Here is a 14,522-nt window from a genome sequence, read left to right as displayed (position 1 = left end):
TTTACCAAGGGCACGCCCGGTCCTTTTTTTATTGCCAGAGATCGCCATGACCACAACCGAACAGCTGAGTGCCTTGAGCTCGATCCTGAGTCAAAGCGGTTTACACAGTCTGTTCCAACCGATCATCAGCCTCTCTGAACGACGCATCCTCGGTTACGAAGCCCTCAGTCGTGGCCCCTCCAACAGCCCTCTGCACTCCCCTGTCGCCCTGTTCGCCGTCGCCCGCCAGGCCGGACGCCTGAGCGAGCTGGAAATTGCCTGCCGCAAAAGCGCTTGCCGACGCTTCAATGAGCAACAACTGCCTGGCCTGTTGTTCCTTAACGTGTCCCCGGAGTCCCTGCTCGAAGCGGCCCATCAACCGGGGCGCACCCTGCAATTGCTGCAGGATTTCGGCATTGCGCCAAGCCAGGTGGTCATCGAGCTCACGGAACAGACGCCGACGGATGATTTCCAGCTGCTGCAAACCGCCCTGCATCACTATCGGGCGATGGGATTTTCGATTGCGCTGGATGACCTGGGCGCGGGCTATTCGAGTTTGCGCTTGTGGTCCGAGCTACGGCCGGATTACGTGAAAATCGACCGGCATTTCATTGATGGCATTCATCAGGATGCGCTCAAGCGCGAGTTCGTCGGCTCGATCCTGCAAATCGCCAAGGCCTCGCGGGCGCAAGTCATCGCCGAAGGTATCGAGCTCCCCGAAGAACTCACGGTGCTGACCGAAATGGGCGTGGACCTGGTGCAGGGCTATCTGCTCTGCCGCCCCCAGGAACACCCGCCACGGGATGCCCGGGCATTGATGCCCCGACAGGACAGCACCGCCGTTGCACTGAGCGAAGACGGCAGCGACCTCAGCGCCCTGCTCAACGAGCTGCCCGCGGTGAACCGCGACACGCCGACCGCCACGGTGCTCGAAGCCTTTCGCCGCCAGGCCAACCTGAACTCGCTGGCAGTCCTGGATGAACAGGGTCAACCCTGCGGCATTGTCCATCGTCATTCGCTCTCCGACGCCCTGCTCAAACCCTTTGCCACCGACCTGTTCGCCCGCAAGCCCATCAGCCGCCTGATGAACGATGACTTCCTCGCCGTCGAGCTGAGCCAGTCGCTGCAACAAGTCAGCCGCCTGATCACCAGCCGTGCCCGCCAGCGCATCGAAGAAGATTTCATCATTACCCTCAATGGCGGTTACCTGGGGTTGGGCCGGGTGATCGACGTGCTCAAGCTGATCACGGAACTGAAGATCCAGCAGGCCCGCTACGCCAACCCGTTGACCTTGCTTCCGGGCAACGTGCCGATTCAGCAATGCCTGACGCGACTGCTGCAACAGCGAAGGGAATCGGTGATCTGCTACGTGGACATTGATAGCTTCAAACCTTTCAACGACATCTACGGCTATGGTCGCGGCGACGAAGTCCTGCTGTGCCTGGCGCAATGCCTGAACGATCGCGTCGACCCGTCCCGCGACTTCGTCGGCCACATCGGCGGCGATGATTTCCTGCTGGTGCTAGGCCCGGAAGACTGGCGCAAACGTTTGAACCAGTTGCTCGACGACTTCCAGAGCCAGTGCCGGCGCTTCTACCGCAGCGAGCACCTGGAAGCCGGCTGCTTCATCGCACCCAATCGCCAGGGGCAGCGCCAGGAGTTTGCGTTGTTGTCGCTGTCGATCGGCGTGGTGCATTTGCATCCACAGGCCTGTGGACAACTCGATGCGAGCCAGTTGGCCGATATGGCATCACAGGCCAAGCACCATGCGAAGAATGTGCAGGGCTATAGCGTGCATGTGATTGATAGCCGGGTGGTTTCGACTGTTGAAGAGCTGCTCGTTTCCGGGCATCGATAAGGGCGCTTTCCGGTTTCACTCGGATCAACGAGGCGCCGAGGAAGACTTCAGCTCTTCGAGCTTGATCGGCGCCAATGGATGCCCGGCCTTCGCCGCCATCTCCCAGAATCGCGCCGCTTCGACCGGATCGGGAGACTTGCTCGCCGTCCCGGCCAGTGTGATCACGCCCACCTGATACGCCGCCTTGCCATCGCCCGCCAACGCCGCCAGGCGCAACAAACGCACGCCCTCCTCACGAGCACCGAGGCCGACACCTCGAAACGCCAGGATGTGCCCATAGAAGCTCTGGGCGCCGACATTGCCCAGGTTGGCCATGCGTGCGAACTGGCCTTCGAGCCAGCGCCAGCCACGTGGCTGACGGACAAACCATGACCAGTGAAACAATCGGCGCGCGAGCCAGTAACCAGCCCGCGCCTTGAGTTGTAAAAACACTCAGGCCTCGGCCGATTCCGGGTATTCGTACTCGAACACCCGCACCACTTCCGAAGCATGCCAGGACGCGGCGGCAACGCCGTCAGACGGCCCGGAAAAACGCCCGAGACGCTCGACACATTCAAAGAATCCAGTGCGCGGCAAGCGGCTGGCGCCCTGACTGATCACCAGTGAACTGCGCAATGGCTGCTCCGCCCTGGCGTCCAAGGCCGCCAGATGCTCAAGGGCCGCCGTCAGGGTCTGCATGGCCGGGGTCGGCAGCTGCAAACGCTCCAGCAATGCCCGATACGTCAACAGATGGCGCTGGCGACGCGCCTGATCCAGTTCGCCGAGCAATCCGTCCCAATGTTGACGACTGATGCGTACGCTCACGATTCATCCCTCCACCCTGGCACCGTCAATTCCCAGGCCAGGCTACGGCGAATCGCGGCGTCGGGCAGACGCTCGCCACTTTCGATCATGGCCAGGTAAGACGGGCTGATGCCTACCGTGCGGGCCAACGCCTCGATGGCGATGCCCTTCCCCTCGCGCAAACTGCGTAGTTGATCCAGACCCGGAAGTATCGCGTCTGGTGTCGCCGCCTGAGGCTTCGTGGCTTGAGGCGACGCTTGCTCTTTGATGCCCGCTGCTTTCAATAACGCCTGATACTGAGCCCATGGCAGAACCGCATACTCGGGCTCGCCTTCGCGTGTAATTATCTGAATATCCATCACTACCCCGTAGGACAACAACACTTAGCGAGTCGGCACTTTTCCCTAGAAGTGTAATCCTAACAGCGGCCAAGGTCGCGGGGGGCATCAATCTATGAACTGGTCAAAATCGAATCAGTGTTTTTTCGGGCCTTGAAGTTGAAGTTGCTCGGGGGTATCAGGCAGATGCTCAACCACCGCGAGCTTCTCCGGCACCTGCCGTTTGCGCCAGGCGCGGAAGGCATTGAGTTCGTCGTCGAGCACTTTCATCAGCCATGCCAGTACCGCGATGTCATCGAGCATGCCAAACACTGGAATGAAATCCAGGATCGCATCCACCGGACTGAGGAAATACATCAGGCCCGCGACAACCGATACCAGCGCCTTGGGGCTGATGGCGCGATACTCACCACGCCAATAGGCCAGGCAGAGTGCCTGCAACAGCTTCAAGTCGTCCTTGATCTTGCCCAATCGATTACCCTGGCTTGCGCCTTTACTGGCGACCGCGAACAACAGGGTTGGCAATCGACCGCGTGCCAGCAGACGTCCGGCCAGTGGCAGGAAACGAGCGAAACTCCAGGGCGTTTTCATCATTCCTCCCGTTGAAATGTTATCCACACAAATTGTGGATAACCTTGTGAACAGAGCTGCTTTTCATCGCTGTAAGCCCCGTTTTACAAGGCCCGCGTTCAGATCGGGCGTTTTTTACTCATCAAAAAAAACCCATAATTTCATTGACTTGGCGGCCTTGTGCGTCTACCGCCAACACTACTATGCCTAAGACTCCCGCCTAGAGCGTCTGTTCGTTTTGTTTACCCGTGCCGAACGCCAGATGCAACAACGCCCCGCATGAGCGAGGCGTTGTTATCGAAGCAGGCGCTGGTTACTTGGCAGCGGCGTCTTCTTTTCCCGGATCCTTGATGGCCAGCAGTTCCAGGTCGAATACCAGCACCGAGTTGGCTGGAATCGCCGGGCTTGGGCTTTGAGCGCCATAAGCCAGGTCAGCAGGGATGTACAGCTTGTACTTCTCGCCAACGTGCATCAGTTGCAGGCCTTCGACCCAACCCGGGATCACACCGCTGACCGGCAGATCAATCGGGCTGCCGCGCTCGACGGAGCTGTCGAATACGGTGCCATTGGTCAGCTTGCCGGTGTAGTGAACGGTCACTACGTCAGTCGGCTTTGGCTGAGGACCGTCGGCTTTCTGCACGACTTCGTACTGCAAGCCCGAAGCGGTGGTGGTCACGCCAGCTTTCTTGGCGTTGTCTTCGAGGAATTTCTTGCCGGCAGCCGCCGACTCTTCGCTCATCTTGGCCATGCGCTCTTCGGCACGCTTTTGCAGTGCGGCGAACGCCTCGACCAGTTCTTCGTCTTTGAGCTTCTGCTCTTTCTTGCCAACGGCGTCTTCGATGCCCTGGGCTACAGCCTTGGAATCCAGGTCATCCATGCCTTCCTGAGCCAGGCTCTTGCCCATGTTCAGGCCAATGCCGTAGGAAGCTTTTTGCGCCGGAGTTTTCAGCTCTACGCTGGTCTGCGAATCACAACCCGCGAGTACCAGGCCAACCAGGGCTACCGCCGCCGCCAACCGATGCTGTTTCATGCTATTTCCTTGTTCATGCGCCTAAAGGGCAATCGAGTAAAGCCGCGAGCTTATCAGGCCGCCACGACCAATGGCTACCGGCATGAGAGCCGGAAACAATTGATAAGTTCAGGTGTTTAAACGCATTTCACAATTCGTGTCGATGAAGCTTCTTTCATCTTGTTCCGACGCAGGCTGATTCCTGAACCTACAATATCTGGCGTAATGGCCTCTTGCCCCACCCTGAGTGCTCGGGCATAACGGCATGATCACTCGACAAGGAAGTTTATTTTGCGCCTCTTCTTTCGTTTGCTGATTCTCATCGCACTACTGCTCGGGCTGGTCATCGCCGTGGTTCTCTATTACGTCGCCAACCCGAAATTACCGGCCTGGTCGCCCGCACAACAGGTGCATTACCTGGAGCAATGGAGCGCCGCCGATCGAGATACTTATTACTTCACGCCCCAGGGCACTCAGGTCAAAGGCTTGCGCTATGACTGGTTCACTGCCCTCGAACTGCCCTTCTCGCAACAACGCTTCGCCACCCCCGAATACCTCGCCCGCTTCGGTTTCCTGGTGGACCCCGGCCAGGCACCAACACCGAACAACCCCGGCAACCTCCCGGCAGGCTTTACCCGGCACCAGAACGCGGGGAGCCCGGATGTGTTTCTGGATATCACCTGCGCGGCCTGCCACACCGGTGAACTGCGCTACAAGGGGCAAGTCCTGCGTATCGACGGCGGCTCGGCGCAGCATGTGCTGCCGTCCAGTGTTCCTACGCTCAAAGGCGGCAGTTTCGGACAGGCCCTGGTGGCCAGCCTCGCCTCCACTTACTACAACCCGTGGAAATTCGAGCGCTTCGCACGCAACGTGCTTGGCCAGGACTACGAGACGCGCCACCAACAGTTGCGCAAAGATTTCAAATCTTCACTGGATACATTCCTCAAAGTGGCCTGGAACGACACCCATCGCGGGCTCTATCCGACCGAGGAAGGCCCGGGGCGCACAGACGCCTTCGGGCGCATCGCCAACGCCAGCTTCGGTGATGCGATTTCCCCCGACAACTACCGCGTGGCCAATGCCCCGGTCGATTATCCACAGCTGTGGGACATGTGGACGTTCGAATGGGTGCAGTGGAACGGCTCGGCGAAACAACCCATGGCCCGCAACATCGGCGAGGCGTTGGGCGTCGGCGCCACGCTGAACTTCTTCGACAAGAACGGCCAGCCTCTGATGGGCGATGCCCGCTATCCGTCCAGTGTCCGCGTGCGCGATCTGCACCTGATCGAAGAAACTCTGCAACGACTCTCGCCTCCGGCCTGGCCGGAAGATCTGTTGGGCGCGGTCGACAAGCCTCTGGCAGCCCAGGGGCGCACCTTGTTCGCAGAAAACTGCGCGGGTTGCCATGTACCGCGCACCAGCCAGGGCGACGGACGATACGTCCAGCACCTGAAAATGCTCCCAGTGGATTACATCGGCACTGACCCCGGCGCGGCCAACAACATCGCCGACCACCGCTTCGACCTGACAGCGCTGCAATGGAAGCAGGCCGAACTGGAAAAACTCGATGTCGAGCCAAAACCCGACGAGCCTCTGGACCTGAGCAAGATGTCCGTGGCCAAGGGACTGGCCTATGTCACCGCCTATGTCCAGGACCGTGCGTATCAAGACGCCAATGTCACCCCAGTCGAGCGCCCTGAAATGGACGGTTTCGGTCTGCCAATCGGAGTGCGCGAATTGCGTTCGTACAAGGCCAGGCCATTGGCGGGTGTATGGGCGACACCGCCATTTCTGCACAACGGTTCGGTACCGAGTATTTATCAACTGCTGTCGCCTCAGGATGAGCGTGCGACCACGTTCTATAAAGGCACTTTCGAATACGACCCGGGACACCTGGGTTACCGCACCGAAGCCTTTGCCAATGGCTTCCTGTTCGACACGCGTATCACCGGCAACCACAACGGCGGCCATGAATTCCGTGCCGGCAAACTCGGCAATGGCGTGATCGGCCGCGGGTTGCAGCCGCAAGAACGCTGGGCATTGCTGGAGTATCTGAAAGTGCTGGGCGGCCCGCTGGAGGCGCAATTGCCATGACCACTGCCTCAGTCAGGAGAACGTTCCCATGCTGATAACGCTCTGGCTGCGCCTGGGCGCCTTCCTCGCCAGGCTGTTGCTGTGGTCACTGGTCCTCGGCGTGCTGGGCTGGGCCCTGGCCAGCGCCTGGTTTGCCTGGCAGCATCGCGGGCCGGTCTCGGCGCAGGAGTTGATTGCGGACGACGAAGCGGCGATGACCCAGGACATCATCCAGACCGCCGTGCGCATCGTCGATCAGCACCGTGAAAGCACCCGCTACCTGCGCGACGCCCATGCCAAGGCCCATGGCTGTGTGAAGGCCGAGGTTCAGGTGCTGCCGGAACTGCCAGGTGAACTGCGCCAGGGTGTGTTCAGCGAGCCGGGCAAAACCTGGCAAGCGACAATGCGCCTGTCCAACGGCAATGCCTACCCGCAGTTCGACAGCATCCGCGACGCCCGGGGCATGGCGATCAAACTGTTCGATGTGCCGGGCAAGCAACTGTTGAGCGACCGGCAGGGCCGAGGCGAACAGGACTTTGTGATGTTCAACCACCCGAACTTCTTTGTCAGTAATGTCGCCGAATACCGTCAGAACGTCGCCGCCCAGGCCAACGGTAAAAAGATGATGGCCTTCTTCCCCGGCCGGGACCCACGCACCTGGCAGGTTCGCCACCTGTTCATTGCCCTGGCGACACTGGCCCCTGCCCCGTCGAGCCCGACCCAGACGACGTACTTTTCGGTTTCACCCTACAAATTCGGTGAAGCCAATGCGAAGTTCCGGGTCATGCCCGATCCCGATAGCTGCCCGGCCTACAACCTGCCGGAACAGAATCGCAAGCTGCCGAACTTTCTGCGCAATGCGCTGAGCCAACAGCTGTCGACCGACCGGGTGCCTGCGTGTTTCGCCTTGCAAATCCAGCGACAGGACGCCAACAGGTACATGCCGATTGAAGACACCAGCATTGAGTGGCGCGAGAGCGATGCGCCCTTCGAGACGGTGGCGCGGATCAAGGTTCCGGCGCAGGACTTCGATACACCGGCGCTGAACCTGCAATGTGACAACCAGTCGTTCAATCCCTGGTTCGGCGTCGAGGCGCACCGACCGATTGGCGGGATCAATCGCCTGCGCAAGGCCGTGTATGAAGCCGTCAGCGACTACCGGCACAGCCGTAACGCCGAACTGTAGGAGCGAGCTTGCTCGCGAAAAACCCATGGGCGCCGCAGGCTATCTGAATCTACGCGTTATCGTTAACGACCATCGCGAGCCAGCTCGCTCCTACGGGGAGCGAGGAAAGCCAAATCCCGGACAGCAAAAAGCCCGCACAAGGCGGGCTTTCTGTGGTGACCTGGAGTTCAGTGTTCCAGGTTACCGAATATGGCGCAGCGGACGGGACTCGAACCCGCGACCCCCGGCGTGACAGGCCGGTATTCTAACCGACTGAACTACCGCTGCGCGTAGCGTTGAAAGTGGTGGGTGATGACGGGATCGAACCGCCGACATTCTGCTTGTAAGGCAGACGCTCTCCCAGCTGAGCTAATCACCCTTTACCTTCGTTGCGGGGCACATTATGCCACAGGTTTTTATAAAGTGTTGATTTATTTGAAGTTTTTTCAAAAAAATCTAAAAACCGGTGAAACGATGCAACCTGCAGGAACAACATACAAACTTGGAACAGAAAAAAACCCGCGTTAGCGGGTTTTTCCGTGGTGACCTGGCGTTCAGTGTTCCAGGTTACCGAATATGGCGCAGCGGACGGGACTCGAACCCGCGACCCCCGGCGTGACAGGCCGGTATTCTAACCGACTGAACTACCGCTGCGCGTAACACTGAAAACGAATGGTGGGTGATGACGGGATCGAACCGCCGACATTCTGCTTGTAAGGCAGACGCTCTCCCAGCTGAGCTAATCACCCTTCGCTTCGGTGTGGCGCGCATTCTACGGAGCGACCCAACCTCTGGCAAGCACTTTTTAAAATAATTTTCTCAGCCCTTCCAAAGGCTTAGAGAAAGGTTGGCCTATGGCACGGCGAAGACAATAATGCCCCCCTTTGTATAAAGGAGAGACTCACCCCATGTGGTTCAAAAACCTGCTTATCTATCGCCTGACCCAAGATCTGCCTGTTGATGCCGAGGCGTTGGAAACTGCACTGGCCACCAAACTGGCGCGCCCTTGTGCAAGCCAGGAGTTGACCACCTACGGTTTCGTCGCGCCATTCGGCAAAGGCGAAGATGCGCCACTGGTACACGTCAGCGGTGACTTCCTGCTGGTGTCCGCACGCAAGGAAGAACGTATGTTGCCGGGCAGCGTCGTGCGTGACGCCGTCAAGGAAAAGGTCGAAGAGATCGAAGTCGAGCAAATGCGCAAGGTCTATAAGAAGGAGCGCGATCAGATCAAGGATGAAATCATCCAGGCCTTCCTGCCCCGCGCCTTTATCCGCCGCTCGTCGACCTTCGCCGCCATCGCGCCGAAACAGGGCCTGATCCTGGTCAACTCGGCCAGCCCGAAACGCGCCGAAGACTTGCTGTCGACCCTGCGTGAAGTGATCGGCACCCTGCCGGTGCGCCCGCTGACCGTGAAGATGTCCCCGACCGCGACCATGACCGAGTGGGTCACCACCCAGAAAGCCGCGGACGACTTCTTTGTGCTGGACGAGTGCGAACTGCGCGACACCCACGAAGACGGCGGCATCGTGCGTTGCAAGCGCCAGGACCTGACCAGCGAAGAAATCCAGCTGCACCTGAGCACCGGCAAAGTGGTCACTCAACTGTCCTTGGCCTGGCAGGACAAACTGTCCTTCGTCCTCGACGACAAAATGGTGGTCAAGCGCCTGAAGTTCGAGGACCTGCTGCAAGACCAGGCGGAACAGGACGGCGGCGACGAAGCCCTGGGCCAACTGGACGCCAGCTTCACCCTGATGATGCTGACCTTCGGCGATTTCCTGCCGGCGTTGATTGAAGCGCTGGGTGGCGAAGAGACTCCGCAGGGGATCTAAAAGCTTGTGATCTCAAACTGTGGGAGCGGGCTTGCTCGCGAAAGCGGAGTGTCAGTCAGTATCTATGTCGACTGACACTCCGCTTTCGCGAGCAAGCCCGCTCCCACATTTGGTTTTGTGGTGCTACTTAATAAAAAGGATCAGGCCATGCGCGCACTGGCTGCATTAAGTCGTTTTGTCGGCAACACCTTCGCTTACTGGGTACTGATTTTCGCTGTCGTGGCGTTTCTGCAGCCGGCATGGTTCATCGGCCTCAAAGGCGCCATCGTGCCCTTGCTGGGGCTGGTGATGTTCGGCATGGGCCTGACCCTCAAACTCGAAGACTTCGCCGAAGTCGCTCGCCATCCTTGGCGCGTGGCCCTGGGCGTGGTTGCCCATTTCGTGATCATGCCGGGCGTGGCGTGGTTGCTCTGCCAGGTGTTCCACTTGCCGCCGGAAATCGCCGTCGGCGTGATTCTGGTCGGCTGCTGCCCAAGCGGTACCTCGTCGAACGTGATGACCTGGCTGGCCCGTGGCGACCTGGCGCTGTCGGTGGCCATCGCCGCCGTCACCACCCTTCTCGCCCCGCTGCTGACCCCAGCCCTGATCTGGCTGCTGGCCTCGGCCTGGTTGCCGGTGTCGTTCATGGAGTTGTTCTGGTCGATCCTGCAAGTGGTGCTGTTACCGATCGTGCTGGGCGTGGTTGCCCAACGGGTGCTCGGCGACAAGGTTCGCCATGCCGTGGACGTGTTGCCGCTGGTGTCGGTGGTCAGCATCGTGATCATCGTCACCGCAGTCGTCGCCGCCAGCCAGGCGAAGATCGCAGAGTCCGGTCTGTTGATCATGGCCGTGGTCATGCTGCACAACAGCTTCGGCTACCTGCTGGGCTACTTCACCGGGCGCCTGTTCAAGCTGCCTCTGGCCCAGCGCAAGTCCCTGGCCCTGGAAGTCGGCATGCAGAACTCCGGATTGGGTGCCGCGTTGGCGAGTGCACACTTCTCGCCACTGGCGGCGGTGCCGAGCGCCTTGTTCAGCGTGTGGCACAACATTTCCGGGGCATTGCTTTCGACGTATTTCCGCCGCATGAGCGAGAAACAGGATCGGGAAATGGCGGCGCAACAGGCCAGTAACTGATTCGCGATCTTGATCTAAAAACTTGATCCCCGGGTTAATGCTGGGCACTATATTGCGCAACGCGAGGACGACCTCGCGGCTCGATCGAGTCATTAATCAGGGGACGACCCCGTCAGACGATGGAGGTCTTCATGTCCTGGATCATTCTGTTTTTCGCCGGCCTGTTCGAAGTGGGCTGGGCCGTTGGCCTCAAGTACACCGACGGCTTCACCCGCCCGCTCCCCACTGTGCTGACCGTTGCGGCCATGGCTATCAGCCTTGGCTTGCTCGGCCTTGCAATGAAGGAATTGCCGCTGGGTACGGCCTATGCGATCTGGACCGGTGTCGGCGCCGTGGGCACGGTGATCGCCGGGATCATTCTGTTTGGCGAGTCCATGGCGCTGGTGCGGTTGGCGAGTGTGGCGTTGATCATTTCCGGGCTCGTTGGCCTGAAGGTCAGCGCCTAGGCCACTATTGCCTTCGCGAGCAAGCCCGCTCCCACATGGGATCTTCAGTGAACACAAAGTTTGTGTACGACTGAGATCAAATGTGGGAGCGGGCTTGCTCGCGAAGAGGCCGGTAGAATCACCGATTATCTTACGGCCCCACGCAACCCCCCCACCAATGCCTGCAACTTGACCGGCTCCGCCACCTCAACCGCCACCGCCGGCCCTGCCACCAATGTCACCCGCGACCACAACCGGCGAAACAGCCCTTTACCCGGATCGCGGCTGAAGAAACTCCCCCACAACCCCTGCAAAGCCAACGGAATCACCGGCACCGGGGTCTCTTCGAGAATCCGCGTCAAGCCGCCCTTGAACTCGTTGATCTCGCCATCAGCGGTCAATTTACCCTCGGGGAAAATGCACACCAGCTCACCGTCCTTCAGATACCGGGCAATGCGCGTGAAGGCTTGTTCATATATCTGGATGTCTTCCTGGCGCCCGGCAATCGGAATCGTCCCCGCGGTACGGAAGATGAAGTTCAGCACCGGCAGGTTGTAGATCTTGTAGTACATGACAAAGCGAATCGGCCGACGTACTGCGCCGCCAATCAGCAAGGCGTCGACGAATGACACGTGATTGCACACCAGCAACGCCGCGCCTTCATCGGGAATCAAATCCAGATTGCGATGTTCCACGCGGTACATGGAATGGCTGAGCAGCCAGATCATGAAACGCATGGTGAACTCGGGGACGATCTTGAAGATGTAGGCGTTGACGCCGATGTTCAGCAACGACACCACCAGGAACAGCTGCGGGATCGACAGCTTGGCCACACTCAGCAAGACGATCGAGACAATCGCCGACACCACCATGAACAACGCATTGAGGATGTTGTTGGCGGCAATCACCCGCGCCCGCTCGTTCTCGGCGGTACGCGACTGGATCAGCGCGTAAAGCGGCACGATATAGAAACCGCCGAAGACACCCAGGCCGAGGATGTCGAGCAACACCAGCCAGGCGTGGCCAAAACCGAGGATCTCGATCCAGCCATGGCCGGCGGCGCTTTCCGGTATTGAGCCGGAATGCCACCACAGCAGCAGGCCGAAAACGGTCAGGCCGAACGATCCGAACGGCACCAGACCAATCTCGACTTTGCGCCCGGAGAGTTTCTCGCACAGCATCGAACCCAATGCGATGCCGACCGAGAACACCGTCAGAATCAGCGTCACAACGGTTTCATCGCCGTGCATCCATTCCTTGGCATAGGCCGGGATCTGCGTCAGGTAAATCGCCCCGACAAACCAGAACCACGAGTTGCCGACAATCGAGCGTGACACCGCCGGTGTTTGCCCCAGGCCCAGCTTCAACGTGGCCCAGGACTGGCTGAAAATGTTCCAGTTCAGGCGCATTTGCGGCGTGGCCGCTGCCGCCCGGGGAATGCTGCGGCTGGCCAGGTAGCCGAGCACCGCAATGCCGATGATCGCCGCGGACACCACCGGCGCGTAATGCGCCGAAGACATCATGACCCCGGCGCCAATGGTACCGGCCAGGATCGCCAGGAAGGTGCCCATTTCCACCAGGCCGTTGCCGCCTACCAGTTCATCTTCCCGCAGGGCTTGCGGCAGGATCGAGTACTTCACCGGCCCGAACAGCGCCGAATGGGTGCCCATGGCGAACAGCGCCAGCAGCATCAACGACAGGTGATCGAACATGAAGCCGACGGCGCCGACCGCCATGATGGCGATTTCCCCAAGCTTGATCAGGCGGATCAACGCGTCCTTGGCGAACTTTTCCCCGAATTGCCCGGCCAGGGCCGAAAACAGGAAAAACGGCAGGATAAACAGCAGCGCACACAGATTGACCCAGACAGAGCGGTCACCTTCGATGGTCAGTTTGTACAGAATGGCCAGGATCAACGACTGCTTGAACACGTTGTCGTTGAACGCCCCGAGGGACTGGGTGATGAAGAACGGCAGGAAGCGCCGGGTACGCAGCAAGGTGAACTGTGAGGGGTGACTCATCTTCCATGTGTCCCTGGATTGTGGCTGGAGATCGGGTAAAGAATGGCCTGGATACAGTAATTGGAGTATCGAACGTCGATCCAGGCCACACCTTACCTAATCTTTGCCGGTTATTTCTTCAATCCGGCAATGCACGGCGAGACAAACAGCTCGCCACGCCAGGCGCCCAGCACCGTGCGCTTGCCGACGATCAGCCACATCACCGCCAGCAACGCCACCAGCACGCAGCCGAACACACTGAAGAACATCAGGCTCAAGATACTGGCCAGTTTCAACGTCGCTAGAGAATAGACGCCCAGCGGGAAAGTGAAGCCCCACCAGCCAAGATTGAAGGGAATGCCGGCACGCAGGTAGCGCACAGTGATCAGCAACGCCATCAGCATCCACCACAGGCCGAAGCCCCACAGGGTGATGCCGGCCACCAGACCCAGTCCAGCGGCAATTTCACCGATTCCCGGCATGCCGTTGGCCGCGAAAATCAGCGGTGCATCACCGCCCAGTACCAGCATGCCCAGCGCACCGGTGCCGATCGGGCCAAGGGCCAGCCAGCTCGAGGCGGCCATGTTTTCGTGGGGCAGTTTATGCAGGGCCATGCGCAGCAACAGAATGGTCAGGATGCTGAAGGCCACCGGCAGGGAAAACGCCCAGAGCACATAGCTGGTCACCAGCACCACCAGTTGCGAATGAGCGTCGGCCAAATGCGGCGCCAACAGGCCCCCGCTGGCGGCCGCCACTTCTGCCGCGACCACCGGCAACAACCAGACCGCTGTCATCTGGTCAATGCTGTGCTCCTGACGGGTGAACATCATGTAGGGAATCAGCACGCCACAGGCCAGCGACATCGCCACATCCAGCCACCACAGCACCTCGGCGAGGTGAATCACACCGTCGCCCCAGCGCGGCAGGCCAAACACCAGGAAGCCGTTGATGATGGTCGCCAGCCCCATGGGGATGGTGCCGAAAAACATCGAAACCGTGGAATGGCCGAAAATCCGCCGTGCCTCGTCGAAAAACAGCACCCAACGCGCCGTGTATACCGCCGTAAACAGCAGGAACAGAGCGATATTGAACAGCCAGAGGGCTTCGGCAAAGGCGTGTAAGGCAGGTGTGGCGACCGGCAACTGCGCCAGTGCCAACGCCAGCACCCCGGTGCCCATGGTGGCCGCGAACCAGTTGGGGGTGAACTGGCGGATCACCTCGCGGGGATGCTGCAAATGACTGAAAGGTTTGATTCCGGGCTTGATGCTATTGGCGCATGTCATGGCGAACTCCTGTCCTCTCGTGAGGTAGAGCCCATGTTAGATCCGAATAGAATATCTATATAACGGGTAATATCTCTATATCTTATCGATATCACTT

At 59.6% G+C, this 14,522-nt stretch carries 13 protein-coding genes and 4 tRNA genes; 6 read left to right on the top strand and 11 right to left on the bottom strand.

Going from position 1 to position 14,522, the window contains the following annotated elements; genetic code table 11:
- The first annotated feature begins 46 nt into the window (after positions 1-46).
- Positions 47-1,837: a bifunctional diguanylate cyclase/phosphodiesterase gene (locus tag PspS34_RS08015; RefSeq protein WP_154860717.1), complete on the top strand. Its 1,791-nt coding sequence runs from the start codon at positions 47-49 to the stop codon at positions 1,835-1,837.
- Positions 1,838-1,861: 24 nt separating this feature from the next.
- On the opposite strand, the gene PspS34_RS08010 is transcribed toward PspS34_RS08015, so the two are convergent.
- The 5 genes from PspS34_RS08010 to PspS34_RS07990 form a co-directional block, all read right to left on the bottom strand.
- Positions 1,862-2,269, bottom strand: a complete 408-nt coding sequence (locus tag PspS34_RS08010) for a sel1 repeat family protein (protein ID WP_150814125.1) — start codon at positions 2,267-2,269, stop codon at positions 1,862-1,864.
- A complete protein-coding gene (locus PspS34_RS08005; RefSeq protein WP_007898892.1) occupies positions 2,270-2,641 on the bottom strand; it encodes a hypothetical protein in 372 nt (123 codons plus the stop codon).
- Entirely contained in the window at positions 2,638-2,979 is a 342-nt protein-coding gene (locus PspS34_RS08000; RefSeq protein ID WP_007974980.1) for a helix-turn-helix transcriptional regulator, read from the bottom strand. The genes PspS34_RS08005 and PspS34_RS08000 overlap by 4 nt, the downstream gene beginning before the upstream one ends.
- Before the next feature lie 114 nt (positions 2,980-3,093).
- A complete protein-coding gene (locus PspS34_RS07995) occupies positions 3,094-3,549 on the bottom strand; it encodes a YkvA family protein (protein WP_154860718.1) in 456 nt (151 codons plus the stop codon).
- A 292-nt stretch (positions 3,550-3,841) separates the two neighbouring features.
- Entirely contained in the window at positions 3,842-4,558 is a 717-nt protein-coding gene (locus PspS34_RS07990) for an FKBP-type peptidyl-prolyl cis-trans isomerase (RefSeq protein ID WP_057715783.1), read from the bottom strand.
- 270 nt (positions 4,559-4,828) lie between these two features.
- Here PspS34_RS07990 and PspS34_RS07985 point away from each other — a divergent pair, with 270 nt between their 5' ends.
- Together PspS34_RS07985 and PspS34_RS07980 are read left to right on the top strand one after the other, a co-directional pair.
- On the top strand, positions 4,829-6,631 hold the full coding sequence (locus tag PspS34_RS07985; RefSeq protein WP_154860719.1) for a di-heme-cytochrome C peroxidase: 1,803 nt from the start codon (positions 4,829-4,831) through the stop codon (positions 6,629-6,631).
- A 28-nt stretch (positions 6,632-6,659) separates the two neighbouring features.
- A complete protein-coding gene (locus PspS34_RS07980; RefSeq protein WP_159389541.1) occupies positions 6,660-7,796 on the top strand; it encodes a catalase family protein in 1,137 nt (378 codons plus the stop codon).
- A 190-nt stretch (positions 7,797-7,986) separates the two neighbouring features.
- Here the strand turns inward: PspS34_RS07980 and PspS34_RS07975 are convergent.
- The 4 genes from PspS34_RS07975 to PspS34_RS07960 form a co-directional block, all read right to left on the bottom strand.
- Positions 7,987-8,063: transfer RNA gene (locus PspS34_RS07975), tRNA-Asp, on the bottom strand.
- Between the two features lie 15 nt (positions 8,064-8,078).
- A tRNA-Val gene (locus PspS34_RS07970) sits at positions 8,079-8,154 on the bottom strand.
- A gap of 198 nt (positions 8,155-8,352) precedes the next feature.
- Positions 8,353-8,429: transfer RNA gene (locus tag PspS34_RS07965), tRNA-Asp, on the bottom strand.
- Between the two features lie 19 nt (positions 8,430-8,448).
- A tRNA-Val gene (locus PspS34_RS07960) sits at positions 8,449-8,524 on the bottom strand.
- A 159-nt stretch (positions 8,525-8,683) separates the two neighbouring features.
- Here PspS34_RS07960 and rdgC point away from each other — a divergent pair.
- From rdgC to sugE, 3 genes are all read left to right on the top strand, one after another.
- Complete coding sequence (gene rdgC, locus PspS34_RS07955) at positions 8,684-9,604, top strand: recombination-associated protein RdgC (RefSeq protein ID WP_159389540.1); 921 nt, start codon at positions 8,684-8,686, stop codon at positions 9,602-9,604.
- Positions 9,605-9,751: 147 nt separating this feature from the next.
- Entirely contained in the window at positions 9,752-10,717 is a 966-nt protein-coding gene (locus tag PspS34_RS07950; RefSeq protein WP_150814129.1) for a bile acid:sodium symporter family protein, read from the top strand.
- Between the two features lie 131 nt (positions 10,718-10,848).
- Positions 10,849-11,163 (top strand): quaternary ammonium compound efflux SMR transporter SugE, encoded by a 315-nt coding sequence (gene sugE, locus PspS34_RS07945; protein WP_007977599.1) that lies wholly within the window; start codon positions 10,849-10,851, stop codon positions 11,161-11,163.
- Between the two features lie 125 nt (positions 11,164-11,288).
- Here sugE and PspS34_RS07940 read toward each other — a convergent pair whose 3' ends face one another.
- Both PspS34_RS07940 and PspS34_RS07935 read right to left on the bottom strand, forming a co-directional pair.
- Positions 11,289-13,163 carry an MFS transporter gene (locus tag PspS34_RS07940; protein ID WP_154860722.1) on the bottom strand — a complete coding sequence of 625 codons (1,875 nt, stop codon included), beginning with the start codon at positions 13,161-13,163 and terminating at the stop codon, positions 11,289-11,291.
- A 110-nt stretch (positions 13,164-13,273) separates the two neighbouring features.
- The gene (locus PspS34_RS07935; protein ID WP_154860723.1) at positions 13,274-14,425 is read right to left on the bottom strand and encodes a TDT family transporter; all 1,152 of its coding nucleotides are present in this window, start codon (positions 14,423-14,425) and stop codon (positions 13,274-13,276) included.
- Positions 14,426-14,522 lie beyond the last annotated feature (97 nt).

This window comes from Pseudomonas sp. S34, assembly GCF_009866745.1.
Lineage (GTDB): Bacteria > Pseudomonadota > Gammaproteobacteria > Pseudomonadales > Pseudomonadaceae > Aquipseudomonas > Aquipseudomonas jessenii.
Note: the sequence above shows the minus strand (reverse complement) of the source record. Positions and strands in the feature narration are given on the sequence as shown.